Source organism: Alkalihalophilus marmarensis DSM 21297, assembly GCF_000474275.2.
Lineage (GTDB): Bacteria > Bacillota > Bacilli > Bacillales > Bacillaceae_D > Alkalihalophilus > Alkalihalophilus marmarensis.
In genome coordinates this window covers 69,414-95,256 of record NZ_ATAE01000042.1, presented here as the reverse complement: position 1 = coordinate 95,256, position 25,843 = coordinate 69,414, and the positions used below count along the sequence as shown (strand labels likewise).

The following is a 25,843-nucleotide window of genomic DNA, read 5'->3' as shown; positions in this document are numbered from 1 at the left end:
ACCCTCAATTGGAAGGGTCTTCTTTCGTACGTATTTCTTTTTTAAAACCCAAACAATTTCCAAGGGTCATCCCTGCTGCAACAAAAACGAGTAGAAGGAGAGTATGAACTGCGCCAGGCTGAAGAAACTCGAACCAATGACCTCCGAATACCATTAACGTAAAGAGTCCTGCAAAGAAGCTGATCGTAGCACCTAGGGTTATCCCGCCAAGGTGGATCCATTTCATTATGTGCTTAAACCAGATCAGTCCGGCTATCATGAATAAGAGGGGGATGATGCCGATGTATGGACTGTATACTTGGGGAAGGAAATAAGCAACCTCCAAACTATGTCTCCCTATCATAAGAACAATGTCCACAAGCTTTAACACGAAAATTCCAATTAACGCACCTAATAATAACCCGCCAAGCCGTGACCAGTCTTTTGAATAAGCAGCTATGACGACAGAGCACAGGAATAAAATAAACAATCCGATGAGCGGAAAAACAGGTATTAATAAGAGTGGGAACATCAAAAATCCCAATACAAATAATGCTTTTGAAAAAAAGTCCGCTAACGGTTCAAATAAGCTAATGTGTTGGGCGAGCAGGGACCCATAATCAATAATCGTAAAGCTGGCATATAGAAAGGCGAAAAAGGTTAGTACACATAAAACAAAAGCATTAAATAATTTCATACCATAACTCCTTACATAATTTCTCACAGAGTTCTAGCCTAACATTAAATGTCAGTGGGAGAAATCTTTTTTTACAAATTGCGCATAATACGCATACCTTTGTCGAAAACTAATCTAAAAATTTTTTTCGGTTGAATGTATATATTTCCAGGAATCGGCTCAAACTGGTTGCTGAGGTGATGAGAAATGAGAGAAGAAGAAAATAAACGCTCTTCTAAAAATGAGGAAAATTCATTTGATCTACAAAGCTTCCTAAAGAAGCGCTGGGTAGTTCCCGCAGTCTATTTAGTCGCAGCCGCTGGTGTATTAAGTGCCGTGTTCTTTATGCAAGGTGGAGACGAATCAGCTCTACCAGGCGAAGGAGTCGAAGTGGAAGATCCATCGCAAGAAGGTATGTATGGTGAAGAAGCAGTAGAAGTTACTGCTGCAAATGAAGTCATCAAAAAGCCAGTTGCAGAAGAAGAAGGAATTGAAGTAGTTGTCCATTATTTTGATGAGTCAGCATCTGCTGAAGAAAAAGAACTCGCTTTGGTATACTACAATAATGAATACCGTCAAAATAAAGGAATTGATTTTGGTCACGTTGAAAACGAAAGCTTTGATGTAGCTGCTGCTCTAAGTGGAACGGTTGTAAAGTCAGAGAAAGATGCACTTCTTGGATATGTTGTAGAAGTTAGTCACGATAATGGAATCGTTACGCATTACCACAGCTTAGATGGTGTGGAGCTTGAAGAAGGTCAAGTGGTAAGACAAGGTGACGTTATCGGACAAGCAGCCCGCAACTTATATAATCAAGAAGCAGGCGTACATGTTCACTTTGCGATCCGTCAAGACGGAGTTGCTGTCAATCCATCTGATGTATTTGAGCAGCCGATTGATTCAATTGGCGATGCTGTGAAAAAGCAGCAAGAAACGGCTAATGCAGAAGAGGAAGCACCAGCAGAAGGCACTGAGCCTGCAGAAGGTGAAAAAGAAGACAAGCCAGCTGATGAAAATGCAGATGCGCTTGGTGATGAAGACGAAACAGAAGCACCAGCTGAAGACGAAGATGGTGCCGAAGAGTCTGATGAAGAAGAAAATAATATTGGATAATGTTTAAGAAAGCGGCTCACGCATCAAGCGTGGGTCGTTTTTTTCTGATGGGTTGGGAGCTTATTCACCACCAGGGGATGCCCGATAATCTGCAAAGCCGCCCGATCCCCCGCACATTCCCGCAAGTCATATTTTGTCTACAAAAAATAAAAAGACATTTGTCCTCTCTCTTGACATATTTCAGAATATTTGAAATAATAATGCTTATGAAAAGACTGTTATGGAACACCGCAAGAAGACCTGCTTGGATGTTCCACTATATTTAACAAAATAATGATAACGCTTACATATGGCTCGTATGATCTGTATTAGTACTACTCGAGACTGACTATCCGGTCTGAGTAAACGACATCAAAAATATATTACATAAAAGGAGGGCACGTATGCTGTATGTATTCTTGCTTATCACGACCTTATCGATTTTCTTTGCTTTTAAAATGAAAAAGCCGCTGATGTTATCTGTTCCATTTGCAGCGATTCTCGTGTACTTTGTCGTTCAAATCGCCATGGTGCCGCTGGGCTTTTTTGAGACCGTCCGGTTTATCTTTGATCTAAGATAGGGAGGAAGCTATGCCGAAACGAAAGAAAACTCAAGTGACACAGCAAAATGCTGAACACTGTACGAAATGTCATCAAGACTCACTCACCTATATTCAAACTGGGCAATACTTTTTCATGCTCAGTATCCTGCCTTTTATCGTGGCTATTGTCTTAACTTTTGTGGTTCATCCAATTTTTCTAGCATTTATTCCATTCATAGCTTGGATGAATTTCAAATCTGCTAAAAAGAAAACACCTCTTAGACGCTGCACAAACTGCCACCACATCATGACCCCACAACAACTTACACACCAAGCCTAATGAATATTTTACTCTAATAAGGAGGCGATGAAATAAGCAGTCAGTTAGTTAGTTGGAAAGGAAAAAGGTTGGAAAGTTGGAAAGTTAGAAGGGCAAAAGGTTGGTTAGCTGGTTAGCTGTTAGGTTTTAGGAAAAGATTAAAGTCTTTAAGAACTTTCTCCTAACCAACTAAATACTAACCACCCAGCCACCCAACCACCTAAAAACAAACCAAAACCAAGGAGGCGTTAACACTTGAAGAAGATTGATAAGAAAGTAGCCGATGCCTATTTTCGTGCGAGAACGACTCTTGTCATTGTCTGTTTAATTATTGGAGGCCTTGTATCATTTGGCGTTGTTGCCTTTGCCGAGTTCTTTGTAACTTTTAACATTATGGGAATGCCTGCTAACTACTTTATGGGGGCACAGGGAGCTGTCGTAACCTTCGTACTCTTACTTTTTGGAAACGCTATCATAAGTGATCAGATTGATAAGAAATTTGGAATCAATGAAGAAGAAAATATTCGTGCAAGTGCAGGGAAAGCACTAGATCACTAAAAAAGAGAAGAGTAAAAGGGGGACATCATTGTGGACCAACAGACGATAGTATCGTTATTAATGATTATGGCAACGTTTGGACTTTATATCGGTATTTCCGTATATAACCGAGCAAAAGCAACTTCTGACTTCTATGTAGCAAGCCGCGGCGTACCACCATTCTGGAATGGTATGGCGATTGGCGGGGACTGGATGAGTGCGGCATCCTTTATCGGGATGGCCGGTACGGTTATGATCCTTGGGTATGACGGTCTTGCTTACATCATGGGTTGGACTGGCGGTTATTTATTCTTAACCTTCTTACTAGCACCACAGCTTCGTAAATACGGTCGTTACACTGTGCCGGAATTTATCGGTGACCGTTTTGGGAGTAACACAGCGCGCTTAATCGCAGCGATTGCAACGATTATCATCAGTTTTACCTACATTATCGGACAATTGTCTGGTTCCGGGGTTGTTATTGGACGTATTTTAAATATCCCGGCAATGTATGGAACGATGATCGGGGTCGTTGTTATTGCGATCTATGCGACTCTTGGCGGGATGAAAGGGATCACTTGGACACAGGTAGCGCAGTACATTATCTTAATCATTGCCTACATTATTCCGATCGTGTTTATGTCACTTCAAATTACAAGTAATCCATTACCATGGCTTACATATGGAAACATTGTCACGCAGCTAGGTGAGCTTGACAGAGAGCTCGGGATTTCGGAGTACTTTGCTCCGTTTGCTGAAAGTGAAAAATCACAGTTTATTGCCCTGATGTTTACCTTAATGGTTGGTACAGCAGCGCTTCCTCACGTTATCGTTCGTTTCTACACGGTAACAACGATGAAAGCAGCACGTTGGAGTGGTGCTTGGGCGCTTGTTTTTATCGCATTACTTTACTTATCAGCACCAGCATACGCTGCCTTCTCTCGTTTCATCTTAATGACGCGTGTAGCAGGTCAGCCGATTGATGAGCTGCCAGCTTGGACAACAACATGGGTTAACACAGGACTCTTACAAGTAGCCGACCAAAACGGTGATGGAATCCTGCAATGGGAAGAGATTGTCATTTCAAATGATATCGTCGTAATGGCGACACCAGAGATCGCAAACCTTGGCGTTTTTGTTATCGGACTAGTCGCGGCCGGTGCGATGGCCGCAGCCTTATCGACTGCTGGTGGTCTATTAATCACCATTTCATCATCATTTGCTCATGATATTTATTATCGTCTTGTGAATCCAAATGCGAGTGATAAGAAGCGTCTTGCTGCAGGGCGTTGGGCGATCGTGCTTGCGACGATTGTAGCTGGGGTTGTTGCGCTTAATCCGCCAGGGGTTATTACGCAAATTGTTGCCTGGGCCTTTGCGCTTGCCGGCGGTACCTTCTTCCCTGTTCTCCTACTCGGGGTATGGTGGAAACGTGCCAACGCAAAAGGTGCAATTGCAGGGATGCTCGTTGGACTATCCGTTACACTCACATATATCTTACTAGCACGCAGCGGCATTACGCTCTTCGGTATTCAAGATACAGGAGCAGGTCTGATTGGGGTGCCGATTAACTTCATCGTTACAATTCTTGTATCGAAAATGACGGCAGCGCCATCTCAAAAACTTCAAGATGAAGTCGTAGATTTACGTTATCCTGAACAAATGACGTATAAAGACGGAGAGGTATGGATGGATGAATCCTCAGGCAGATAAACAAATTATTCAAGACATACACACTCACCCGCTATTTGTCGGCACAACAGCCGACGAATTGCGGGATCTCTTAGAAACATGTGAACTCAAACACTACGGAAAATCACAAAAAGTACTTTACTCCAAGACACCGCGCGAAGGACTTCTGCTTATCCTAAAAGGGGTGGCAGAAGTTTTTGTCAGTGGCAGGGACTCAAATTCAGAAGAGGTATTAGAGGTGCTTCAAAAAGGCGATATGATCGGCTTCTCAAGTCTTGCTGATTTTCTCGGCGAAAAGAGCGAGAATCCCGATCAATATGCAGTCGAGGTCCGGGCAGTAGAGGAGGCTGTTTGCCTGCATATCCCGTACCCAGTCATTGAAGCGCGCTGGCATGATGACACGGTTCGTGACTTTATGCTTCGCCAAGCGTCGATCAGATTGCGTGATATCTATCAATCTCTCGCAGAACAAATGAAACAAGCGAGTCATTTTGGCGAAAGTGAACCTTTTATCCGCCGAATTCATGACGTGATGACCGAACCGGTGATTGTTGTCGACCAGGATGATGATGTGCAAGATGTCGCAGCAACCATGGTCGAGCGCGGCACAAGTTCAGTCGTCGTGTTAAATGACGGCGATCAATTAATTGGCATTATCACTGAAAAAGACCTTGTGGCCCGAGTGGTTGCAAATGGAGGCGGACCAGGGATTGTGGCCAAAGAAGTGATGACTGCTAATCCATTTATAATCGCTGATGATGCCTTCTATTATGAAGCAATGTCGAGCTTTCTTATGAACGGGATTAAGCACCTGCCGGTAATGAGGCGCGGCCGTGTTGTCGGCATGTGTACGCTATCGGATCTTCTGCGTAAGAAAAACCGCGGCACAATGGAGATCCTCCATACAATAGAGGAATCTGATTTTGAGACAATTGATGCAATGAAACCAGCAATCTATGATGTGCTTAGCAATTTAATTCAAGACCGCATTCCAACAACTCATCTGTTAAATGTGATTACGAAGCTGTACGACCGCCTCGTGAAGCATGCGGTAACGCTTGCTGTGCGTGCGGTAGAAGACCGTGGATTCGGAGCACCGCCTGTCAGGTTCAACTGGTACATGATGGGGAGCGGGGGGCGAGCGGAGCAGTTTATGTTAACGGATCAGGATCACTTCCTCGTCTATGAAGATGTCGGAGATGAAAAACGTGAGCAAGTAGAGACCTATTTTGCGGAACTCGGCACAGAAATTGTGCGTCATCTTGAGCAAGCAGGGTATAAGCGCTGTAAGGGACTCATGATGGCAAGCGAGTCACAATGGCGCGGGTCAATGAAGAAATGGGAAGAGCGTCTGCGGGGCTGGAGTCTGCGCTCGACGAATGACAATATTCTACTCGGCCATAATTTCTTGTCCTATCGTCTTCTTTACGGTGACCCTGAGCTCCATGATCAATTTGTCGGTGTGGTTGAAGAGATTTTAACGAAGTCGAAAATCTTCTTATATCGGATGGCAGAGCAGGAGAAAGAGCACCCAGTGCCGACGCTTGATCATCCAATTCGAGCGTTGTTCCGTATGAAGCGGGAGTCGATTGATATTAAGATGCATGCCCTCTTCCCGCTCCATCATTGTTTGCAGCTGCTATCAGCACATCACGGCATATTTGAAGGAACACCGCTAGAGCGACTCGATCGTTTAGTAGAAATTGATGTATTTGATGCTAAAACAGCTGATGAAATCCGCTTTGCCTATGAGGTTGTTCTTTCAATCCGTGTAGATCAAGCATGGCAAAGCTATCAATCTGATACAGAGAGAACGAGCAAAATTCATTTTGCCCATTTGCGTACAAAAGACAAAGAAGAGCTGATGATTGCCTTAAGAACGATTCGCAGTTTGCAAAATCAAACATTAGGCGCATTTGGCATGTATTAAAGGAGCATTACGCGACGACTAGGAGGTGTGTGTCATGATGTTTTGGAAAAAGCAAAAGCTTAATTATCAGCTGCAATCAGAGGTCCCGCTAAACACGCATATTCGTGATTTAACCTTTACGATATTTGATACAGAAACGACAGGGTTCGCCATTAATGGGGCAGATCGGATGATTGAAATTGCTGGGGTGCGGGTGGCTGGTTTGGAGGTTCAGGAGCAGACCTTTCAAACGTTCGTCAATCCTGAACGAGAAATCCCAGAAAAGATTACGAGTCTGACCGGTATTTCCGGGGAAAAGGTGAAAGATGCGCCGTCCTCACTCGAAGCTCTTGAGCGATTCTTTCAATTCAATGAAGACATTGACAGCAATCTGTGGGTTGGCCATTATGTCAGCTTTGATATGATGGTCGTCAAAAAGGAGCTTTTGCGTCATAAATACACATACGACACCCCGCTAGTCGTCGATACACTCGATTTAATCGGTTACCTCAACCCCTCACGTGACATGCGCGACCTTGAGGTATATGCGCTGCAATTCGGCACCCTCGTCTATGAGCGCCATCAAGCGCTAGGAGATGCGATGACCACTGCCCATCTATTCTGTGAGCTGATGCGTCATCTAGAAGACCGGGGCAAGACGACGCTCGCTGATCTAATGGAGATCGGCAGCTCCACGACAAAGGGTGTAGTGTTTTAATAAGAGGAGGAAAAACGCGGCCGAGGCCGCGTTTTTTTGTGTAATGCGGTTTTAGGCGGCGGGAAGGTGTTGACTGAGAGTGACGCAATTACAGCCTCAACCGGCGCATAAGCCAGTCGGAGCGGCGCAATAAGCCAGGAGACAGGCGCAATAAGTGTCAACCGGCGCAATAAGCTGTTGAAGTGACGCATATACTTAATCAACCCACACAATTCCACCTGAGAGCAGCGCAATTAGGCCGCGAACTGGCGCAATCCCCCTACCAAAAGCTTTCCGCCCCACTCTGCAACCCCGAAAAATACTCTCCAATCACCCAAATATGTAAAAAAAGTCTGAAAATAGCCCTCGTCCTCTTTAAAATGTGGTATATCTGCTTAATCTCCCTAATAAACTGTACCAATCACCAACACAGAATTAGGGAGGCGAGACGTGTGCACGATTACATCAAAGAGCGAACGATCAAGATTGGCAAGTATATCGTCGAGACGAGGAAAACGGTGCGGACCATTGCAAAGGAGTTTGGGGTATCCAAAAGTACCGTTCATAAAGACTTAACAGAACGCTTGCCAGAGATCAACCCAGAGCTCGCAAATGAAGTAAAAGAAATTCTTGAATATCACAAATCTATTCGTCATCTTCGGGGCGGCGAAGCGACGAAAGTGAAATACAAGAAGACACAAGAAGAGCCTGTACAGCAAATTGTAAAAAGTCGTCAATAATTTGCAGAAATTATTATCCCTGTCTGAACAATCTGTGATAAAATTTACAATTAGGTATATCGTAATCAGTAGATACGATCATGTTCGGTAAAACAGGGAGGAAAAAGAATCATGTTTGGTAGAGATATTGGAATTGATTTAGGTACTGCGAACGTCCTAGTCTATGTAAAAGGTAGCGGTATTGTCTTAGATGAGCCCTCAGTAGTTGCAGTCGATACACAGTCAAAGAGAGTTCTAGCTGTCGGAGAAGAAGCGTTCCGCATGGTTGGACGCACACCAGGAAATATTGTTGCCATGCGCCCAATGAAGGACGGCGTCATCGCAAACTTTGAAATGACAGAATCGATGCTGAAGCATTTTCTTGGCAAGATCAATGTCAAAAGCATGTTTTCAAAGCCGCGCATTTTAATTTGCTGCCCGACAAATATTACATCTGTTGAGCAAAAAGCGATTCGCGAAGCAGCTGAGAAGAGCGGCGGGAAGAACGTGTATTTGGAAGAGGAACCGAAAGTTGCTGCAATCGGAGCCGGAATGGATATTTTCCAGCCAAGCGGTAACATGGTAGTCGACATAGGCGGTGGGACAACAGATGTTGCTGTTCTTTCAATGGGTGATATCGTCACCGCCTCTTCCATCAAAGTAGCTGGTGACAGATTCGATTCTGACATCTTAACTTACATCAAAAAGAGGTATAAACTTCTTATCGGAGAACGTACAGCTGAGAACATTAAGATGCAAGTCGCAACAGTATTTCCGGGTGCGCGTGAAGAGGAAATGGAGATTCGCGGACGCGATATGGTAAGTGGACTTCCTAAGACAATTACGGTACACTCAAAGGAAATAGAGGAAGCGTTGCTTGAATCGGTTTCATATATTGTACAAGCTGCTAAGCAAGTCCTTGAGCAAACGCCTCCAGAGCTGTCAGCAGACATTATTGACCGCGGTGTTATCTTAACAGGCGGCGGAGCTCTTCTACACGGTATCGATCAGCTTCTAGCAGAAGAGTTGAAGCTTCCGGTACTTGTAGCAGAGGATCCAATGCATTGTGTGGCAAAAGGAACAGGCATCATGCTTGAGAACCTTGACCGCATATCAAAGAAAGTTAAAATTTAACAAGAACCTAAAACATACCGATACATGTGGCATAGGGACGAATCCATGCCGCATGTTTTCGTGCTTAATTATATAAACAGTGAACCAAGGAGGAACACAATGCTTAGAGGATTGTACGGCGCAGCAGCAGGGATGATTGCCCAACAGCAGCGCCAAGAAATGCTGACCAACAACCTAGCCAATGCGAATACTCCAGGATACAAAGCCGACCAAGCATCACTGCGTGCGTTTCCAAACATGCTGATCAAAGCAATGGACACACAAGGACCTAAGGGCGCTCAAGCACCGATTATCGGAGAGCTCGCAACAGGTGTCTATTTGCAAGAACGCATGCCGAACTTCCGTCAAGGAGACATCAATGAAACAGGCAATTCAACCGATATTGCACTGGTTCAAGGGGTACTGCCTGAAGGAGAGGCAGGGCGTCCGGGTGCATTATTTTATACGATTCAATCTAATGATGAGATCCTATACAGCCGTAACGGAAACTTTACGATAGACGGGGCTGGATTTCTGACAACGACGGAAGGGCAGTATGTTCTTGGCACGAACGGAGAGCCGCTTCAAGTAGGTGATGAGAATTTCACGCTTGACCCAAATGGTACAATAACTTCATCAGATGGTGCAGTGATTGGCCAAATTAACTTGGCTTACGCAGAAGACCCAATGTTGCTTGTGAAAGAAGGAGACGGCCTGCTTCGTTATACAGAAGAAGGGGAGCTGCCGACTGCAATTGGAAATGCTGAGATCAACTATCAGCTCCAGCAAGGCTTTATTGAACGCTCGAACGTTGACGCCTCACAGACAATGACGGAAATGATGAGTGCATACCGCTCATTTGAAGCGAACCAGCGTATTCTTCAAGCCTATGATCAAAGCTTGGATAAAGCTGTTAATGAAGTCGGGCGGTTAGGCTAATGGCTGAACAGAAAGTGAGGATGGAACGATGAATCTTTCGATGATATCAGCTTCTGTAACCATGGGGCAGCTGCAGCGTAAAATGGATACACTCTCACATAACATGGCAAACAGCAACACAACAGGCTTTAAGCGCCGTGAAGCCACGTTTTCAGACCTGTTATTCCAGCAGGTTAATAACAACACGGACACACGCTATGAAACCGGAAGGCTGACGCCAAACGGAATCCGCGTCGGTGCAGGAGCAAAGATTGCTCAGACCGCTCTTCGGATGGAGCAGGGGGCCATTATGCAAACAGGACGAGAGCTTGATTTTGCGATTGCTGAACGTGATCATTTTTTTGAAGTAGAATCTGTGGAAAATGGACAAGCTACCTCGTATCTAACACGCGATGGGTCTTTTTACTTAAGTGAAGATCCACAAAATCCTAATGCGTTAACCATTGTGAATGCAAAAGGAGACTTTTTACTAGACGGGGGAGGCAACCGGTTTACCCTCCCGATGAACTTCTCAGAAATTAAACTCTCAGCAACTGGTGAGCTTGAAGCCATATTAAATGACGGCACAACCCAAGATCTAGGTCAATTACAGCTGATTCGTGTGTTAAAGCCGCATTTACTTGAAGCAGCAGGAGACTCAGGGTTTAAAATCCCAGACCTTGCTGGACTAGGATTTGCTGAAGCTGATGTGTTTGAGCAAGTTGCAGGTGATGAGGGGAGATTAATTCAATCTTCACTAGAAGCATCAAATGTAAATATCGGCCAAGAGATGACCGAGTTAGTTAATACCCAGCGACACTATCAATTCAATGCACGTGCCCTTTCTATGGCAGATGAAATGAACGGTTTAATTAACGGGATCCGCCGTTAATTGAAATCAGCGTTTGTGCAAATGAGGAGAAGAAGATGACTGAACAAGAGAGACACCCAACGACAACTGAACAAGAAGCTGCTAAGACAGAAGCGGAAGAAACTCCTGTTGCAGCAGGTGAGGAGGAAGAACCGAAAAAGAGACGCTTCGGTATGCGCAAAAAAGGACCAAAAAAAGAGCGCATCCGTCTGATTCCAATTTGGCTCCGTCTTATTATCGTAACCGTTCTTGTCGGCGGCAGTCTTCTTCTTGGAATCATTATTGGCTACGGGGTCATCGGCGATGGCGACGTGTCTGACGCCCTCAAACCAGAAACCTGGTACCATATTCTTGATATGATGCAAGGGAATTAGTTAGTGAAAACCACCTTTTGAGGTGGTTTTTTGTTTTGGGCTGATGTTAGCGTGAGGTCAACAGGCGCAATTACACCTCAACTAGATACAATTCCAGCTTACACCGACGCAATACCGTCCCCAATCGGCGCATAAACAGCCGACTGACGCAATTACCCTTCATACAGACGCAATAACCCTATAGATAGGCGCATTAGCCAAGCACACCCGCGCAATAAGCCTCTGAACCAACGCAATCCACCATACGGCTGCTCCCTCACCAACCGCATCAAAAAAAATTTGTCACAAAATAAAGGGTTTTCCCGACCTTAGTCGAATAATTAACTTTACTAATTATCAGGAGGCCTGCATATGATCCGAAAACAGCGCGAAACCCCGATTCATCTGCTCCAAATTGAAGCCCTTCATAGAAGACTAGCCCCGCACCACTCCAAAAAGAATGCAATAGAAGAAGAGCTGTACAAGTACCAAGCCGGTTTAAAAGGTGAACAATCCCTCGATTACTTCCTCGACCCGTTTAACAGCGATCAATATTCCGTGCTGCACGACATCAGGCTTCCTCTAAACGGTCAACATTTTCAAATGGATTCTATAATCATTGCTCCAGCATTTATTCTCATTCTCGAGGTGAAAAATCTATCCGGCACGCTGCATTTTGATCTAGAATACAACCAGCTGATCCGTTCCATACAAGGAAAGGAAGAAGTATTTCCAGACCCCATCCTGCAAGTGGCAAGACAAGAGCAGTTCCTCGCCGAATGGCTGAAGCAGCAAGCTTTCCCTGACATTCCTATCTATTCACTCATCCTTGTAGCAAATCCAAATTCTAAAATCGAAGTAAGCGGCGGTACACGTGAGCAGCGCTTAAAGATCCTCCACCTGGCCAAAGTGCCGTATGTCCTCTCCGAACTTCTTCAGAAAGGCTCGCCATCAAAATTATCCGATAAGCAAGGTGAAGCCCTCATTAAACAGCTGATAAGTCAGCACACTTCCTACACACCAAATATTTTAAGTTACTTTAAACTTCATCCGAACGAGCTTTTAACAGGCATTCACTGTGCTCACTGCAATGCGCTTCCGATGCGAAAGGTATATGGAGGCTGGTTATGCGCATACTGCAGTTATCACTCGCGTACGCCGTTTGTCGATGCACTCACCGACTACCGTCTGCTCATTAATGAATCCATCACAAATAAAGAGCTCAGGCGCTTTCTTGGCGTGCCCACACGAAATATTGCCAACAAAATATTAAGGCAGCTCACATTAAAGCGAAACGGCATGACAAAAGGGACCACTTACAGCCTAGAGAGAATTGGCTTGAAGTGAGAGGTATGGCGAGGGAGGGGGGGAACCGGCGCAATTATAGCCGGAGTCAATACAATAGTCTGGTCAACCGGCGCAATCCGGCCTAAGACTGACGCTATTAGCAGCAACCGGCGCAATAACATCCAAGACCGACGCAATTACAGTCTGAACCCGCACAATTACCCAAGCAACTAGTCAAATAACCCCTCCAACTGACGCAATTACCCGCATGTCCATCCACCGCCCACCCATCCGCCTCATGCCCACGCACCTCTCATATGCTATAATAAACTCATCAAAATCCCACCACTGAAAGGAAGTCTAACCATGAGCGAATTAACAATTGAAGAAATCAAAGAGATTATTCCGCACCGCTATCCATTTTTGCTGATCGACCGTATTCTTGAAATCACTGAAGGTGAACGAGCAGTAGGACTCAAAAATGTCACAGCGAACGAAGAATACTTTAACGGACATTTCCCTGACTATCCGGTTATGCCTGGTGTCCTCATTATTGAAGCACTTGCACAAGTCGGTGCAGTAGCCATGCTAAAAAAAGAAGAAAACCGCGGCAAGCTCGCATTTTTCGCAGGTATTGATAACTGCCGCTTTAAGCGTCAAGTCGTACCAGGAGATCAATTGAAACTAGAAGTAGAGATCACACGCCTTAAAGGACCAATCGGCAAAGGACATGCAATTGCCACAGTAAACGGCGAGGTTGCAGTTGAGACAGACATTATGTTTGCCATCAAAAATGCTTAAACAGCCTCTGTAAAGGCCGGCCGAACACATACATAGCAATGCACACAATCTCCAACCGGCCGAACGGCTTGCTTGCCGCATAAAGAACCGGGATGAAGCCGGCAAAACAAAAACATTCCTGTAACCCTTGGTACATCAGCGTTCGACTAGGATTCGACATAATCCTAGTTTGTGATAAACTGTGTGACACCTTGGGAAGATGCCTAGATCTTACCAAAAAAACCTGCAACCTATAGACGATTGCGCATAAGCTTGGTAGGATGTACACAGACTAACAGCAAGGCAAATGAGTCACGCACTCATAAACCCAATACGTTAGTCAGATAAATAATCAGGGGGTATTATCAATGAAAAAATTTATGATGACAACAGCAGCAGCTGTATTATCTTTAAGTGTATTAGCAGCATGTGGAGAGCCAGCAGATGAGCCGGCAGTAGACGAGCCAGTAGAAGATCCAGCAATGGATGAGCCTGCTGAAGAGCCTGCTATGGATGAGCCAGCTGACGAAGAGCCAATGGAAGAAGAGCCAGCTCTAGATGAAGAGCCAGCTGAAGACGAAGAAATGGATATCGAAGAAGAAGACGAAGAAGCTACTAACTAATTCTAGTCTGATTCTACAATACAAAAAACCCCGCCTAAGCGGGGTTTTTTCTGTGGTTACGAACATGATTTCAGGGTCTGGTAGGTGAAAATCAGTTTATCTAACTCCTCACTTATCTGCAATACTTCTTTTGAGTTCATCCCGAACCTGAGTGCTGAGACATGTAGCTCTTCACGCTTGGATTCGATCACTAAAAGCAAGCTCTCTTTATTCATAGTATTCACCCGTTATGGTTGATTTTTTAGCTGTTCTCTTCAAAAATATAAGTATACTTATTAGTAGTTATTTCCTATTCTACTGGATTTTCCATGGGAATACCACCATTATTTGAACAGATTTCAGTATTTTGTCCATTTAAGAAAAACAAAAAAGATGATGACTAGTTGCTGTCATCACCTTTTATTCGTTTGATTCAATTGGCAGTTCGAGATGCTCTCTTAGCTCATTAGACATTTCTTTACGGTCTTCATCCGAAACAATCACATAATAAAGACCGTCAATCCGTTCGTTTTCGCCTTCTAGCGCTAGCTGCTCTACCTGATGTCGTGCGCCGCGGTAGTTTGATTGGATCGTCCACATTTCACTTAACGTTAAATCCGTCCGTACTGATCTACCGACCGCATCTAGTATGTCTCCAGCTCGTGCAATGGATGAGATATCGGCAGCTTCTAGAATCACTGCTTCAACAATTTCACGCTGCCGGTCATTCCGGCCAAAATCTCCCCGCGAATCCTCTTTTCTCATACGCGAGTAGGCAAGAGCTTCCTCGCCGCTAAGCTTCTGCTCACCAACTGGGAACCGGTAGCCGCTTTGGCTGAACTCAAAGTCATTATCAACCGTCACCCCGCCAAGAGCATCGACAATACCAACGAAGCCTTCCATATTAATGCTCACATAATGGTCAATCGGAATATCTAAGAAGTTCTCAACGGTGTCAATCGCCATTTCAACCCCGCCCCACGCATAGGCGTGATTAATTTTTTCAACCGTTCCGCGCCCAATGATATCTGTTCTGGTATCACGCGGAATGCTGAGCATTTTAATCGATTCCTTTTGCGGGTTGACCGTGAGCACAATCATCGTATCCGACCGCCCTTTAAGCTCTTCTCCAGATGAATCCACGCCAGAGATTAAAAAGGAGAGAGGCTCCTGGTTTTCAACATCCACTTTGACCTCGCGTTTTTCTGATTTCTCTTCCTCACGCTCGATCGGCTCATACATGTCTTGCGCGGTCTCATTTACCGACGCCCACAAATAGACCCCATATCCTGTTATTGAAAGAAGAACGACAGCTGCAATTACTAGTAAGACTCGTTTCATCGACATTCCTGCCCTCCGTATAAGTTGTTCTTTGTTATAATGTACTTCATTATATAGGAAAATGGCTGTCGATGGAAATGGACGTCGCCTGCATCATCAATTAAAACAACTCTCCATTCACTAAACGGTACAATACTTCCTCATCGGTTAACGTACTTGCTGCGGATCCGGCCTTCTCACGTGCCTTCTGAAGCGTGCCAGAGTAATGCAGCTGTCCTTCTTTTAACACACCAATTTCATCACATAAGAAAAGAACTTCAACTACATCATGTGTCGTGTATAAAATGGTCTTGCCATCTTGCGCTAACTGTTTGATCAATTGATTGATTTCAAATTTTGATTGGAAGTCAATCCCGACAGTTGGCTCATCCATTAAGAGGATTTCTGGGTCATGGAGGAGGGCGATCACAATGTTTAATTTTCGCTTCATCCCACCAGATAATGTTTTGACTTTATCATGAGCACGATCGCCAAGCCCAATCATCTCTAAATGGTTAATCAGTGCTGACTTAGTGAGTTTTTTACTGGCAAATGCACTCCAGTACTGAGCATTCTCGAGCACGGTTGCTTCCTCCCAAATCGATAACTCTTGAGGTACATAGCCGATCAACTCACGAATTGGCTTTGTTTGCTTTTTTATATCAAAACCCGCGATGGTGATGTCTCCGCCAGAAGGCTCCAGGACCGTCGCTAACAATTTAAGGAGGGTTGATTTCCCAGACCCATTCGCGCCAAGAAGACCGTAGATTTGTCCTTCTTTAACAGATAATGATAGGCGATCAAGGGATTTATTCTTCCCGTACGATTTAGAAACATTTCTTACCTCGATCTGATTCACTTCAACCATTCTCTTCCCTCCAATCGTTTAATCGCTAATGTGAGCATGACACAAGCGGCAATACCATTCACAATTAAGGATAGGGGTGAAACAGAATCCACATGCATCACCGCAAAATGTGGAAGATACGCAGAGACCGCTCGAAGGACCTCAGCTAGTTCATGAACAGGGATGAAACTTCCCCCTAAAAGGCTTAAGCCGACGACCACCATCATGCCAAGGATATAATAACTAACAAGGTTCTTGCTCCAGGCCGCGAGCATAAAGGAAAGGGCCATACTTACACATACAAACAGCATCATGCTTAAGAATAAGCTCACACTAGGCGCAACTTTATGTAACGATAGTAAGATAAAATACGAAGCCGAAGCTTGCAGAATAAAGAAACTGACATACACAATAAACTGAACGAATAAATAGTTCCGTAATCCAGCAAACGTAGAGCGAATCCGCGGAAAGATCACCTGTTTTTCCCGAAGCACCCAATCTGATAGAACAATGCCAATCAACAGTGTGAAAAAGGTCCACATCCCTAAATACGGGTTTAACCACTGTCTTTGAACGTCAATTACCCGACCGTCACTTGAAACATCTTTATACTCGATCGTAAGCAGCGGCTCAGGGTCCCACTGGCTTTCGCTGTATTCAAATGTCCTTTGCCAAACCACATTTTCTTCCGCATCAAGCGGAAGCTCTAATAAAGAAGATAAAACGAGGACGCGGTCAGCAGCATTCACACTGCTTGACAGTCTCACTGCCATACTAGCGATAATCTCATTTATAATCCCAGTCGTTAAAGACTGAGGCGCGGTCCACACCTCAATCTTCTCTTGCCTGTTTCCCTGTTTTAACGCGGCTTCAAAGTTCTCCTTAATCACATAAACTGAATCGACTTCATGTCTCAAAAGCATTTTCCGGGCATCTTCCCTGGTGGTTGTAATCACAGAGATCCGGTCTTGGTTGGAAAGGTGTGTGACAAGCAATTTCGAAAAGACCTGGTTGTCCTCATCTACCACAGCAATTGGAATAGCGATTTCTTGTTGTCCTTTTTCAAGGAGAGTGGCAAAAAGCAGCATCCCGCCTATAGGTACCAAGAAAAGGAGCAGCAAGACAGCCGGCTTATAAAAAAGTCTGGAAAGAACCATACGTAAAAGCTTCATGAGACTATCTCGCTCCTTTCTTGGCCAATATGCCGGTTGCAGCGAATATTAAGGACCCGATAACGAACAAGCATAATGACTGGAGGCTTGCAGCTGTTCCTTGAAGAAGGGCGATAGCTGCATCAAGAGCCCATTTGTTTATCGTCCAATCACTTAAGGTTTGCAGCCAATCGGGAAAATAAAAAGCAGGAACAAAATGCCCGCCTGCTGTTGCTCCAATTAAAAAGAACAGCCAGCTGACGATCTGCACACCTTGCTCGGATTTTATCCATACAGAAATTCCGTAAAATAAGCTGCTAAATAAAAGCGCGAGAAGAACAATTCCCACTGCTATTAAAAATAAGGAGGCATTACCTTCAGCAGCATAAATAGCTGGCAAACCAACAACGGCCCCGGTTAAAAAAACGATAGCTGCAGCATTAATAAAGGTGGCTCCGGCAAAATGCCAATCATTGATCCCGCGTGTACGTAAGCGGTCAAAGGTTGCGGCATCGAATGCTTGGCGCAGGATATGAACGATAAAAAAGCTCCACGTCATCACAGCTAACACAAGAAAAGATGCGATATAGTACAGCACGAGATGTTCTTGAAATAACCCGCTGACTAACACTTCATCAAATACATCAAGTCTGCCTAAGGCATCGAGCGAAAATGTCACGATATTTCGCTGCAGCTCAGCTTGCCGTACATCCGCTGAAACATCCTGCTCCACCAAAAAATGATGCACGGCGTTCACACCGCTTTGAGCAGCTGAGACATAATGACTGGCAGCGGTTAGGAGCTGAAGGATCAGTGCTGATTGCAGCGGCTGACTGCTTTGACCAATAACGGTGATAGGGGAGTTTATTCCGTAGCGAAGATCATCGCTAAAGCCTTCAGGAATGACCACTAACGCATCAAGCTCACCTGAGGCTAGCATTTCTGTCCCTTTTGCTTCAGTTGTATCAAACGTCTCAATCACCTGTTCGACATCCTCGTTATCAAACATTTGGCCGATTGCTTGTTTCGTTTCAAATGTCTGATCTAAATCAACCACTCCGACTGACATTTTATTAATCGTATCACTTGGGGTGAGCTGGTGAGTGACGATGAGTCCAATCGCTGAAAAAAGAAGAAGAGGAGTAACAATAACTGTTACTCCAAGCTTCCACTGCTTAATCCACATATGAAATTGAATAGTGAGTAAAGCCGCAATATGCTTCATGCTGCTCTCCTAGAACAAGCCAAGCTCATACATCAGCTGACCAAGGCGCATTTCGATATCTTGAGTAATCTGCATCATATCCATTTGCGTTAATTCCACTATGTTAATTCCTTCATCCCCATCAAGGGTTGGGAGTGAAACCTCTTCAATGATCGTAGAATCTGACTCAACTACGACAGAAAGCGAGCCATTCTCAAACTGGTCATTAAGGTCAATGGTAAAATCGTATTTATAAGAGGCTGTTTCGTCTTTTAAATTAATCTCCTTCTCTTGATTCAATGTGCCTGTTAAAAGCGGCTCCATCGTTGAGATGTCGTTTGACATAACGGCAAATGTACGTTCAACTTGCTGCTCTCCTGTCCCAAGTCCAAAGAACTCAGACTGCATTGACAGGCTGAAAGGCTCAGATATTGTGCCGAATTCCTGTATCGAAACATGGAGGTTCATATCTTCTGTTCTCGAGCCATCGCCTGCACCAATTAAGTTGGTATACGCTACATTAAGCTCAGAATCTTGCTGTCCTTCAGGTGCAACAGTAATGACGGCTGCACGGTCGACTTCATTCGTATCAAGCTCAACATTTCTCGTCTCAACCATAAGGCTGCCAGCTTCATTTGTGTTTTCCGTTGAAATGGCTGTATTGATTTGACGGTTCACAACAATATTGCTGTTATCAACAAGAATCGTCGACGTGAATCCGTTCGGGAACTGAAGATTCGCTGCATCTGCTTTTAAGTCTTCAAATACGTCTTTTATCTCTGCTTGAATGGTTTCAACATTAAATTCTTCTAGGTCTATAAATTGCTCAAAAGTTTCGGCATCACCCGTCATGACAATTCGTTCTGCAATTAACTGGTGAAGCTCATCATCAGCTGCAACAAACTCGAAAAATTCATTTGAAAAGGCTGAAGCTTCTTCAGGAGACAGCTCCATGACCAATTCGCGTAAGCTCAGCGTTGTATCGCTATGTTCATAATCTACTTTTCCGTTATCCGTAAAGTACTCATCTTTCAATGAATCCATAAAGAAGGTTGAGTATCTAGATTGAAGAGCTTCTTGTTCTGCTTCTGAGAGCTTATAGTCTTCTAAGCTGTACTGCGCGGATTCCAGGCTTTCGATTCCGTCATAAAATGGGTCAAACATACGCATGAAATCACCGTATTGATCAAGGTTGATATAGAAGTATTCATCATAGAGGAAGGGAACCTTTAATCCCATTTGTTCATTTGATTGAATCATTTCTATCGTAAGCGCATCTGTTTGTTGAATATTTAAACCAAGTTCATAAAATGCCTGGTTCACAACAGGGTCCATTTCTTGTGTCATCGTAATAGACGAGGAATTTAGAATGGTTTGGATCATATCAAGATCGGGGTCATATGTAGCTGCATCCATATTCAGCATCCCGCTAAGAGTTACTTCAGAACGTGAAGGGTTTGATACAGTTAATTCGTTAAAGGCTAAATCTTCTCCGTATTTGTTCTGGAATTCTTCTGAAAGCTGTTCAAATGATTTGTATTCAGCATACAAGAAGCGCTGCTTATCACTCATAAATAAGCCCATTCCAAACGCAAGCGCAGCAAATCCCATTAATAGTACGGCTACGGCAGAAGTAATGATAATGGCTTTCTTTTTGGATTTCTTAGGCGGTGCAGTTTCACTAGGGGGGCTGTGTTCTGTCTCCTCATATTCTAGTGCTACAGCTGCTGCTGTCTCATCTACCTCCGTGCCGCAAGATGGACATACCGTTGCATCTTGCTTTAGAGCAGCTCCGCAATTTTTACATACCACTGGCAATCTCTCCTTTTATAATGAAATAAAGTGAAAACCGAGCTTCATTATATCTCTATTTTTCCATGAAACTGGTAACAAACACATCTAATCATAAGCCGTAATTACTGCTCTTTCCATGATTTCGACAATAAAAGACAAATATCCCAGAGAAATGAGACTAAAGGCTTGTCTAAATCTGTCTGTTATCTATGAATAATGGCCTGATCAAGCGTCCGTTTAACGTTCTGAATGTTTGAAGTGAAGAGGATATACGTATGTTTTTTTGTTTTTAGTACAACACGATCTAGTGCCCCGCTCGGATTTCCGATACGAATGGCAGAAGGATCCGCCCCGCCATATGTCTCATCTAGTGATACTTCTAAAATATCTGAAATAGGTATTTCCACTTTAGTAAACTGCCATTTAATGATGACCGATTCATTGACTTTTTTTACAGAGAGTCCAAACATCGCACACACCAGCTTCCATCCATTATTTTCATTCTTACTTAGCTACGATGCGAGAATATAGATGGTTTCGTATTCTTCCTATTAGTCTTACATACGAGCAACCTTTTATAGTAAAATAGAAACAGCTTGTCATAGGAGGTACACACCATATGAAGAAATTTTTAATCGCAGCAACAGCAGGCGCTATGCTATTAGCAGGCTGTTCTGAAGGCGAAGAGCAAACGGATGTTAAAGACGAAACTGAAGAAACAAACGAGGAACAAGAGATAGAAGAAACAGAAGCAGGAGAAGATTTTGCTGAAGGGGAACCGGTAGACAGCGCGGACTACATTGAAGACGGAGCGCCGATTACGGCAAATATTGAGCAGGAGGCAGGCGTACTAGGCGCACAAGTATTTGTAGATGGAGACACAGCAGTCGGCTCTCTTATGCTAGATGAGAGTGTCGAAGAAGAGCGAGTCGAAGTTCTTGCTGAAAGCTTTGCCGAAGAAATAAAGGCGGCACATGAAGATAAAGCCGCTAATGTGCAAGTTGTACAGAATAATGAAATCGTAGCAGATATTACGATTGAATAAGGTGGAATGCGATGAGCGGAGGCTTGTCGCATTTCTTTTTTTATTATTTGAAAATTTATTATTGAAATTGTTTACGCTTACATTTATAATACAGATAAATCGATTTAGTAAACCGGTTTAGTAAATCGATTTAGAAGGTAGCTTTATAAAGGAGTTTTCATGAAAAAGGTTACGATGATGGATGTCGCTAAAGAAGCGAATGTATCCAAAAGCACAGTCTCTCAGTACATTAACAAACGTTATGACTATATGAGTGTAGAGACGAAAAAGAGAATTAAGGAAGCGATCGAAAAGCTTGGGTATCAGCCGAACTACATAGCTAAAAGCCTTAAGCAGAAGAAGACATCAACAATCGGTGTCATTGTCGCAAATATTCTTCATTCCTTTTCTACTCAAGTCATCCGAGCCGTTGAAGATTACTGCCATGAACATGATTTCCATGTCATTGTTTGTAATGCTGATGATGATCCTGAAAAGGAAAAGAAGTATGTCGAGATGCTGCAAGCTAAGCAAGTAGACGGGTTAATTGTTTTTCCAACTGGAGGCAATGTCGAGCTTTTTCAGCAGATGGTCGAGCAAAATTTCCCGCTTGTGTTTGTAGATAGAAGAATTGAAGGCTTAGACGTGCCTAGCATTCTACTCGACAACAAAAAAGCAATAACTCTTGCAGTAGAACATTTGCTTGAGAGGAACTATAAACGGATTGGCATTATTACACCTTCCTTAATTCGTAAGATTACACCTCGTATCGAACGGATTCAAGGCTATAAGGATGCCTTAGAAAAACACGGATTAGAACTAAATGAACAATACATCAAAAGTGTAGATGTTCCTCTTATGAAAGATACAGTAAAAGAGATGTTAGAACTTCCTGAGCCTCCTGATGCACTATTAGCAGGGAATGATTTAGCGTTGATGGAAGTCTTGAAATTAGTGAAGGAAGAAGGTCTCGAAGTTCCTAGTAAGCTAGCAATCGTAGGGGTTGATGATGTTTCTTTTGCAAGCCTTTTCAATCCTTCGCTGACAACGATTGCACAGCCTGCTTTTGAAATGGGTACAGACGCAGCGGAACGATTATTGAACAGAATTAAAGGCTCTCCTGTAGAGCACAGCTGTGTGACGTACTATGAACCCGTTCTACGCAAGAGACAATCTAGTTAAAACAAAATAAGTAGATGGGAGAGCGATGATGAGAAAAGATGTTATTACAATTGGCGATGCCATGATTACATTTAATCCAGCAACGACTGGCCCAATGAGGTTTGTCCAAAGCTTTGAGCGAAAGGTTGGCGGAGCAGAGCTGAACTTTGCTCTCGGCTGTGCTCGCCTAGGCTTACAGACGGGCTGGATCTCAAGACTCGGTGCTGATGAGTTTGGCAGATTTATTATCAATTTTGTACGAGGTGAAGGGATTGATATATCGGAAGTAGAGCTGGTTGAAGGGTGCCCGACATCACTTAATTTTAAAGAGATTAGAGAAGATGGCACAGGAACGACCCATTATTACCGGTATAATTCACCAACCCAAGTCCTGACAGAAGACACGTTAAATGAAGACTATATTAAAAACAGTAAAGTCCTTCATGTCACCGGGGTATTCGCAGCGATTGATAAAAAGAATCCAGGCATCTTGCTTGAAGCAGTGAAGCTTGCAAAAAAGCACGGGGTTACGGTTTCATTTGATCCAAACTTGCGCTTGAAGCTGTGGACGATTGAAGAAGCGAAAGCTGCTTTTCATTCTATTCTTCCTTATGTAGATATTATCTTATCTGGAGTTGAAGAAGCAGAACTGCTTTACGGCGAGAAATCAATAGACGAGTATATTGATATTTTCAAAGGATACGGGATTAGAGACATTATCCTGAAACGCGGGGCAGAAGGTTCAGTCGGCTACCGCAATGGCGAGCTGATTTATGCTGATCCTGTAAAACCTAAAGTGGTCGTCGATACAGTAGGCGCAGGAGATGGATTTAACGCCGGCTACATTTATTCTTACTTAAATGGAAGCGCTCTCGATGAGTCCCTCGCATTTGCAAACTTAATCGGTTCGATGGTTGTAAGTGTACAAGGCGACAATGAAGGGCTGCCTTATCTTGATGATGTGATGGTAAGGCTCGGTAAGAAAGAAGAAGTGGAAAGGTAGGCGGGTAACATGAAGCTGCAGCTTGCCCTAGATCGTTTAACAAAAGAGGAATGCACAGACATTCTTAAAGAAACGCAATCAGCAATTGATTTTATTGAAGTTGGAACGGGCGTGATTAAAGAATACGGCACCTCAATTATAAAAGAAATGAAGCAGTCGTACCCCAAACACATCATTGTAGCAGATATGAAAACATGTGATGCAGGGAAGGCTGAAGCAGTGCAGGCATTTGAAGCAGGTGCCGATATTACAACGGTTATGGCATTTGCACATGATGCGACGATCCGCGACATGGTCGAGGTAGCGAAGAGTTATCAGAAGCGAGTAATGGTTGACCTCTTAGGGGTCGATAGCAAAGAGAGAATACATGAGCTTAAAGAATTAGGTGTTGATTTAGTTAGTCTCCACATCGGCAAAGATATGCAAGGGGATGGAAAGGTTGCCACAGCAGAGCTTTTCAGCTTACTTGAAGAAGTAAGAGCGGAGATGGAAGTGTCAGTGGCAGGTGGAATTAATGAAGAATCACTGCCGCAATTCCTTCAACACTCACCAGATATCTTAATTGTCGGCAGTGCGATCACGAAGGCAGATGATAAAGCCTCTGTTGCCCAGAAAATGAAGGAGATGATTTTAACTTGAAAACGACACTGAATACAGTAGCGAAAGAAGTAAATGAAGTCCTTCAACAGGTTAAAGAAGATCAAGCGATTGACCTCTCAAAAGCGCTGCTGCAGGCTAAACGGATTTTCGTTTTAGGAGAAGGGCGTTCTGGACTAATGGGCAAGGTCTTTGCGATGAGGCTGATGCATGCAGGGTTTCATGTTTACGCAGTAGGGGAGACAATCACACCAAGCATCCAGAAAGATGATCTGCTAGTAGCCATCTCAGGATCAGGCACCACAGGATCGATCGTTCAATTTGCAAAGAAAGCCAAAGAGGCAGGGGCTGAGGTTGCAGGAGTAACAACAGATGCCGCGTCTCCATTAGCAGAAGTGAGCAGCAATGTGCTAATCATCCCAGCAGCAACGAAATACAGAAGAGAATCTGAGCCGGATACGATCCAGCCGCTCGGCAATCAATTTGATCAAAGTCTACATTTACTTCTAGATGCCATCATCATCTACACCGTGAAAGAAACAAGCAGTCATGAAGAGATGAAAAACAGGCATGCCAACTTAGAGTAGGGGAGAGAATCATAAATGACCGATATTAAAGTATCACAAGAAAAGCTTAAAGAGTTAGTTGTAAATAAATTGACAGATGCATCACTTGTAAGGGAACATGCTGAAATTGTAGCAGACGTTTTAATACATGCCGATATGCGCGGCGTTAGTTCACACGGAGTTCTTCGTACAGAGCATTATGTTAAACGCTTAAATGAAGGCGGAATGAACCCGAATCCTGAATTTAAAGTAACAGAAACAGGTCCATGTTCAGCGATTTTTGATGGAGATGACGGCATGGGGCACGTTGTAACAAAAGAAGCGATGGATATTTCGATTGAAATGGCGAAAAAGAACGGAATCGGAATGGTTGGAATTACGAACAGCAGCCACTGCGGAGCTCTTTCATACTTTGTGCAGCAAGCAGCGGAACATAACCTGGTAGGTATGGCACTCACTCATACAGATAGTATCGTCGTTCCTTTTGGCGGGGCAAAGCCTTACTACGGTACGAACCCGATTGCTTATGGTTTCCCAGCTCGTAAAAATAAGCCGGTCATTCTTGATATGGCAACAAGCAACGTAGCATTTGGAAAGGTACTGCATGCTCGTGAAGCAGGCGGAGAGATTCCAAGTGACTGGGGCGTAGATGAAAAAGGGCAGCCAACGACAAACCCTCATGATGTTTCATCCTTACTGCCATTTGCAGGACCTAAAGGATACGGACTTGGCATGGTTGTCGATATTATGTCTGGAATTATGACGGGTTCAAGCTTCGGTCCTAATATTGCCAAAATGTACGGCGACTATGATAAAAAACGTAAGCTTGGCCACTTTATCTTTACGATCAATCCTGCGATGTTCACCAATATTGATGACTTCTTAGATTCAATGGACCAAATGATTGATGAAATTCACCAAGTAGAACCGGCTGAAGGGTTTGACAAAGTGTTAGTTCCAGGAGAACCAGAACAGTTAAAAGAAGAGGTTGCTTTAACTGAAGGCGTGCCTGTTACTAAATCGGTTTATGAATATTTAGCTAACTAATTTATCGGTTTTAAACGGTTACGATAACCGTACACAAATACAC

Annotated in this window: 29 protein-coding genes; 21 read left to right on the top strand and 8 right to left on the bottom strand. The window is 43.8% G+C overall.

The window, feature by feature from the left end:
- Positions 1 to 4 precede the first annotated feature (4 nt).
- Complete coding sequence (locus tag A33I_RS15940; RefSeq protein ID WP_022629358.1) at positions 5 to 676, bottom strand: hypothetical protein; 672 nt, start codon at positions 674 to 676, stop codon at positions 5 to 7.
- A 186-nt stretch (positions 677 to 862) separates the two neighbouring features.
- Here A33I_RS15940 and A33I_RS15935 point away from each other — a divergent pair, with 186 nt between their 5' ends.
- From A33I_RS15935 to A33I_RS15870, 15 genes are all read left to right on the top strand, one after another.
- A complete protein-coding gene (locus A33I_RS15935; RefSeq protein ID WP_022629357.1) occupies positions 863 to 1,768 on the top strand; it encodes a stage II sporulation protein SpoIIQ in 906 nt (301 codons plus the stop codon).
- Between the two features lie 383 nt (positions 1,769 to 2,151).
- A complete protein-coding gene (locus A33I_RS21125) occupies positions 2,152 to 2,328 on the top strand; it encodes a hypothetical protein (protein ID WP_022629356.1) in 177 nt (58 codons plus the stop codon).
- 10 nt (positions 2,329 to 2,338) lie between these two features.
- A complete protein-coding gene (locus A33I_RS15930; protein WP_022629355.1) occupies positions 2,339 to 2,629 on the top strand; it encodes an ABC transporter ATP-binding protein in 291 nt (96 codons plus the stop codon).
- Between the two features lie 234 nt (positions 2,630 to 2,863).
- Positions 2,864 to 3,166: a DUF4212 domain-containing protein gene (locus A33I_RS15925; protein ID WP_022629354.1), complete on the top strand. Its 303-nt coding sequence runs from the start codon at positions 2,864 to 2,866 to the stop codon at positions 3,164 to 3,166.
- 30 nt (positions 3,167 to 3,196) lie between these two features.
- The gene (locus A33I_RS15920; protein WP_022629353.1) at positions 3,197 to 4,858 is read left to right on the top strand and encodes a sodium:solute symporter family protein; all 1,662 of its coding nucleotides are present in this window, start codon (positions 3,197 to 3,199) and stop codon (positions 4,856 to 4,858) included.
- A complete protein-coding gene (locus A33I_RS15915) occupies positions 4,839 to 6,767 on the top strand; it encodes a DUF294 nucleotidyltransferase-like domain-containing protein (protein WP_022629352.1) in 1,929 nt (642 codons plus the stop codon). The genes A33I_RS15920 and A33I_RS15915 overlap by 20 nt, the downstream gene beginning before the upstream one ends.
- 34 nt (positions 6,768 to 6,801) lie before the next feature.
- Positions 6,802 to 7,464 carry a 3'-5' exonuclease gene (locus tag A33I_RS15910; protein WP_022629351.1) on the top strand — a complete coding sequence of 221 codons (663 nt, stop codon included), beginning with the start codon at positions 6,802 to 6,804 and terminating at the stop codon, positions 7,462 to 7,464.
- Positions 7,465 to 7,895: 431 nt separating this feature from the next.
- Positions 7,896 to 8,183: a sporulation transcriptional regulator SpoIIID gene (gene spoIIID / locus A33I_RS15905; protein WP_012960686.1), complete on the top strand. Its 288-nt coding sequence runs from the start codon at positions 7,896 to 7,898 to the stop codon at positions 8,181 to 8,183.
- Positions 8,184 to 8,294: 111 nt separating this feature from the next.
- Complete coding sequence (gene mreB, locus A33I_RS15900) at positions 8,295 to 9,296, top strand: rod shape-determining protein (protein ID WP_022629350.1); 1,002 nt, start codon at positions 8,295 to 8,297, stop codon at positions 9,294 to 9,296.
- Between the two features lie 99 nt (positions 9,297 to 9,395).
- Positions 9,396 to 10,214, top strand: coding sequence for a flagellar hook-basal body protein (locus A33I_RS15895; RefSeq protein WP_022629349.1), 819 nt, complete (start codon positions 9,396 to 9,398; stop codon positions 10,212 to 10,214).
- A 28-nt stretch (positions 10,215 to 10,242) separates the two neighbouring features.
- The gene (locus A33I_RS15890; RefSeq protein WP_022629348.1) at positions 10,243 to 11,085 is read left to right on the top strand and encodes a flagellar hook-basal body protein; all 843 of its coding nucleotides are present in this window, start codon (positions 10,243 to 10,245) and stop codon (positions 11,083 to 11,085) included.
- 35 nt (positions 11,086 to 11,120) lie between these two features.
- A complete protein-coding gene (locus A33I_RS15885) occupies positions 11,121 to 11,438 on the top strand; it encodes a DNA-directed RNA polymerase subunit beta (RefSeq protein WP_022629347.1) in 318 nt (105 codons plus the stop codon).
- 351 nt (positions 11,439 to 11,789) lie between these two features.
- A complete protein-coding gene (locus tag A33I_RS15880) occupies positions 11,790 to 12,764 on the top strand; it encodes a nuclease-related domain-containing protein (RefSeq protein WP_022629346.1) in 975 nt (324 codons plus the stop codon).
- A 306-nt stretch (positions 12,765 to 13,070) separates the two neighbouring features.
- Positions 13,071 to 13,505 carry a 3-hydroxyacyl-ACP dehydratase FabZ gene (fabZ, locus tag A33I_RS15875; RefSeq protein ID WP_012960679.1) on the top strand — a complete coding sequence of 145 codons (435 nt, stop codon included), beginning with the start codon at positions 13,071 to 13,073 and terminating at the stop codon, positions 13,503 to 13,505.
- A 347-nt stretch (positions 13,506 to 13,852) separates the two neighbouring features.
- Positions 13,853 to 14,107 (top strand): hypothetical protein, encoded by a 255-nt coding sequence (locus tag A33I_RS15870; RefSeq protein WP_022629345.1) that lies wholly within the window; start codon positions 13,853 to 13,855, stop codon positions 14,105 to 14,107.
- A gap of 56 nt (positions 14,108 to 14,163) precedes the next feature.
- Here A33I_RS15870 and A33I_RS20355 read toward each other — a convergent pair whose 3' ends face one another.
- The 7 genes from A33I_RS20355 to A33I_RS15840 all read right to left on the bottom strand — a co-directional run bounded on the left by A33I_RS20355 (position 14,164) and on the right by A33I_RS15840 (position 20,872).
- Entirely contained in the window at positions 14,164 to 14,322 is a 159-nt protein-coding gene (locus A33I_RS20355) for an aspartyl-phosphate phosphatase Spo0E family protein (protein ID WP_022629344.1), read from the bottom strand.
- A 184-nt stretch (positions 14,323 to 14,506) separates the two neighbouring features.
- Positions 14,507 to 15,427 carry an LCP family glycopolymer transferase gene (locus A33I_RS15865; RefSeq protein ID WP_031311756.1) on the bottom strand — a complete coding sequence of 307 codons (921 nt, stop codon included), beginning with the start codon at positions 15,425 to 15,427 and terminating at the stop codon, positions 14,507 to 14,509.
- A gap of 100 nt (positions 15,428 to 15,527) precedes the next feature.
- The gene (locus A33I_RS15860; RefSeq protein WP_022629342.1) at positions 15,528 to 16,274 is read right to left on the bottom strand and encodes an ABC transporter ATP-binding protein; all 747 of its coding nucleotides are present in this window, start codon (positions 16,272 to 16,274) and stop codon (positions 15,528 to 15,530) included.
- Positions 16,262 to 17,425, bottom strand: a complete 1,164-nt coding sequence (locus A33I_RS15855) for an ABC transporter permease (protein WP_022629341.1) — start codon at positions 17,423 to 17,425, stop codon at positions 16,262 to 16,264. The genes A33I_RS15860 and A33I_RS15855 overlap by 13 nt, the downstream gene beginning before the upstream one ends.
- Before the next feature lie 4 nt (positions 17,426 to 17,429).
- Positions 17,430 to 18,629: an ABC transporter permease gene (locus A33I_RS15850; protein ID WP_022629340.1), complete on the bottom strand. Its 1,200-nt coding sequence runs from the start codon at positions 18,627 to 18,629 to the stop codon at positions 17,430 to 17,432.
- A 9-nt stretch (positions 18,630 to 18,638) separates the two neighbouring features.
- On the bottom strand, positions 18,639 to 20,420 hold the full coding sequence (locus A33I_RS15845; RefSeq protein WP_022629339.1) for a zinc ribbon domain-containing protein: 1,782 nt from the start codon (positions 20,418 to 20,420) through the stop codon (positions 18,639 to 18,641).
- Between the two features lie 185 nt (positions 20,421 to 20,605).
- Positions 20,606 to 20,872, bottom strand: a complete 267-nt coding sequence (locus A33I_RS15840) for a SunI/YnzG family protein (RefSeq protein ID WP_022629338.1) — start codon at positions 20,870 to 20,872, stop codon at positions 20,606 to 20,608.
- Between the two features lie 149 nt (positions 20,873 to 21,021).
- Here A33I_RS15840 and A33I_RS15835 point away from each other — a divergent pair, with 149 nt between their 5' ends.
- The 6 genes from A33I_RS15835 to allD all read left to right on the top strand — a co-directional run bounded on the left by A33I_RS15835 (position 21,022) and on the right by allD (position 25,800).
- Complete coding sequence (locus A33I_RS15835; RefSeq protein ID WP_022629337.1) at positions 21,022 to 21,447, top strand: hypothetical protein; 426 nt, start codon at positions 21,022 to 21,024, stop codon at positions 21,445 to 21,447.
- A gap of 159 nt (positions 21,448 to 21,606) precedes the next feature.
- Entirely contained in the window at positions 21,607 to 22,608 is a 1,002-nt protein-coding gene (locus A33I_RS15830) for a substrate-binding domain-containing protein (protein ID WP_022629336.1), read from the top strand.
- Positions 22,609 to 22,633: 25 nt separating this feature from the next.
- Entirely contained in the window at positions 22,634 to 23,590 is a 957-nt protein-coding gene (locus A33I_RS15825) for a sugar kinase (RefSeq protein ID WP_083477675.1), read from the top strand.
- 9 nt (positions 23,591 to 23,599) lie between these two features.
- A complete protein-coding gene (gene hxlA / locus A33I_RS15820; protein ID WP_022629334.1) occupies positions 23,600 to 24,229 on the top strand; it encodes a 3-hexulose-6-phosphate synthase in 630 nt (209 codons plus the stop codon).
- On the top strand, positions 24,226 to 24,774 hold the full coding sequence (gene hxlB, locus A33I_RS15815) for a 6-phospho-3-hexuloisomerase (RefSeq protein WP_022629333.1): 549 nt from the start codon (positions 24,226 to 24,228) through the stop codon (positions 24,772 to 24,774). Before hxlA ends, hxlB begins: the two co-directional genes overlap by 4 nt.
- Before the next feature lie 15 nt (positions 24,775 to 24,789).
- Positions 24,790 to 25,800 carry an ureidoglycolate dehydrogenase gene (gene allD / locus A33I_RS15810; protein ID WP_022629332.1) on the top strand — a complete coding sequence of 337 codons (1,011 nt, stop codon included), beginning with the start codon at positions 24,790 to 24,792 and terminating at the stop codon, positions 25,798 to 25,800.
- The last annotated feature ends 43 nt before the right edge of the window (positions 25,801 to 25,843 follow it).

What these genes read in the sequence shown, in the direction of transcription:
- A33I_RS21125 (WP_022629356.1), top strand. Translation starts at nt 2,152, where the DNA reads ATGCTGTATGTATTCTTGCTTATCACGACCTTATCGATTTTCTTTGCT.
- A33I_RS15940 (WP_022629358.1), bottom strand. Translation starts at nt 676, where the DNA reads ATGAAATTATTTAATGCTTTTGTTTTATGTGTACTAACCTTTTTCGCC.
- A33I_RS15915 (WP_022629352.1), top strand. Translation starts at nt 4,839, where the DNA reads ATGAATCCTCAGGCAGATAAACAAATTATTCAAGACATACACACTCAC.
- A33I_RS15910 (WP_022629351.1), top strand. Translation starts at nt 6,802, where the DNA reads ATGATGTTTTGGAAAAAGCAAAAGCTTAATTATCAGCTGCAATCAGAG.
- A33I_RS15865 (WP_031311756.1), bottom strand. Translation starts at nt 15,427, where the DNA reads ATGAAACGAGTCTTACTAGTAATTGCAGCTGTCGTTCTTCTTTCAATA.
- A33I_RS15885 (WP_022629347.1), top strand. Translation starts at nt 11,121, where the DNA reads ATGACTGAACAAGAGAGACACCCAACGACAACTGAACAAGAAGCTGCT.
- A33I_RS15835 (WP_022629337.1), top strand. Translation starts at nt 21,022, where the DNA reads ATGAAGAAATTTTTAATCGCAGCAACAGCAGGCGCTATGCTATTAGCA.
- hxlA (WP_022629334.1), top strand. Translation starts at nt 23,600, where the DNA reads ATGAAGCTGCAGCTTGCCCTAGATCGTTTAACAAAAGAGGAATGCACA.
- A33I_RS20355 (WP_022629344.1), bottom strand. Translation starts at nt 14,322, where the DNA reads ATGAATAAAGAGAGCTTGCTTTTAGTGATCGAATCCAAGCGTGAAGAG.
- A33I_RS15830 (WP_022629336.1), top strand. Translation starts at nt 21,607, where the DNA reads ATGAAAAAGGTTACGATGATGGATGTCGCTAAAGAAGCGAATGTATCC.
- A33I_RS15860 (WP_022629342.1), bottom strand. Translation starts at nt 16,274, where the DNA reads ATGGTTGAAGTGAATCAGATCGAGGTAAGAAATGTTTCTAAATCGTAC.
- A33I_RS15895 (WP_022629349.1), top strand. Translation starts at nt 9,396, where the DNA reads ATGCTTAGAGGATTGTACGGCGCAGCAGCAGGGATGATTGCCCAACAG.
- A33I_RS15850 (WP_022629340.1), bottom strand. Translation starts at nt 18,629, where the DNA reads ATGAAGCATATTGCGGCTTTACTCACTATTCAATTTCATATGTGGATT.
- A33I_RS15825 (WP_083477675.1), top strand. Translation starts at nt 22,634, where the DNA reads ATGATGAGAAAAGATGTTATTACAATTGGCGATGCCATGATTACATTT.
- fabZ (WP_012960679.1), top strand. Translation starts at nt 13,071, where the DNA reads ATGAGCGAATTAACAATTGAAGAAATCAAAGAGATTATTCCGCACCGC.
- mreB (WP_022629350.1), top strand. Translation starts at nt 8,295, where the DNA reads ATGTTTGGTAGAGATATTGGAATTGATTTAGGTACTGCGAACGTCCTA.
- A33I_RS15855 (WP_022629341.1), bottom strand. Translation starts at nt 17,425, where the DNA reads ATGAAGCTTTTACGTATGGTTCTTTCCAGACTTTTTTATAAGCCGGCT.
- allD (WP_022629332.1), top strand. Translation starts at nt 24,790, where the DNA reads ATGACCGATATTAAAGTATCACAAGAAAAGCTTAAAGAGTTAGTTGTA.
- A33I_RS15890 (WP_022629348.1), top strand. Translation starts at nt 10,243, where the DNA reads ATGAATCTTTCGATGATATCAGCTTCTGTAACCATGGGGCAGCTGCAG.
- A33I_RS15880 (WP_022629346.1), top strand. Translation starts at nt 11,790, where the DNA reads ATGATCCGAAAACAGCGCGAAACCCCGATTCATCTGCTCCAAATTGAA.
- A33I_RS15870 (WP_022629345.1), top strand. Translation starts at nt 13,853, where the DNA reads ATGAAAAAATTTATGATGACAACAGCAGCAGCTGTATTATCTTTAAGT.
- A33I_RS15930 (WP_022629355.1), top strand. Translation starts at nt 2,339, where the DNA reads ATGCCGAAACGAAAGAAAACTCAAGTGACACAGCAAAATGCTGAACAC.
- A33I_RS15935 (WP_022629357.1), top strand. Translation starts at nt 863, where the DNA reads ATGAGAGAAGAAGAAAATAAACGCTCTTCTAAAAATGAGGAAAATTCA.
- A33I_RS15840 (WP_022629338.1), bottom strand. Translation starts at nt 20,872, where the DNA reads ATGTTTGGACTCTCTGTAAAAAAAGTCAATGAATCGGTCATCATTAAA.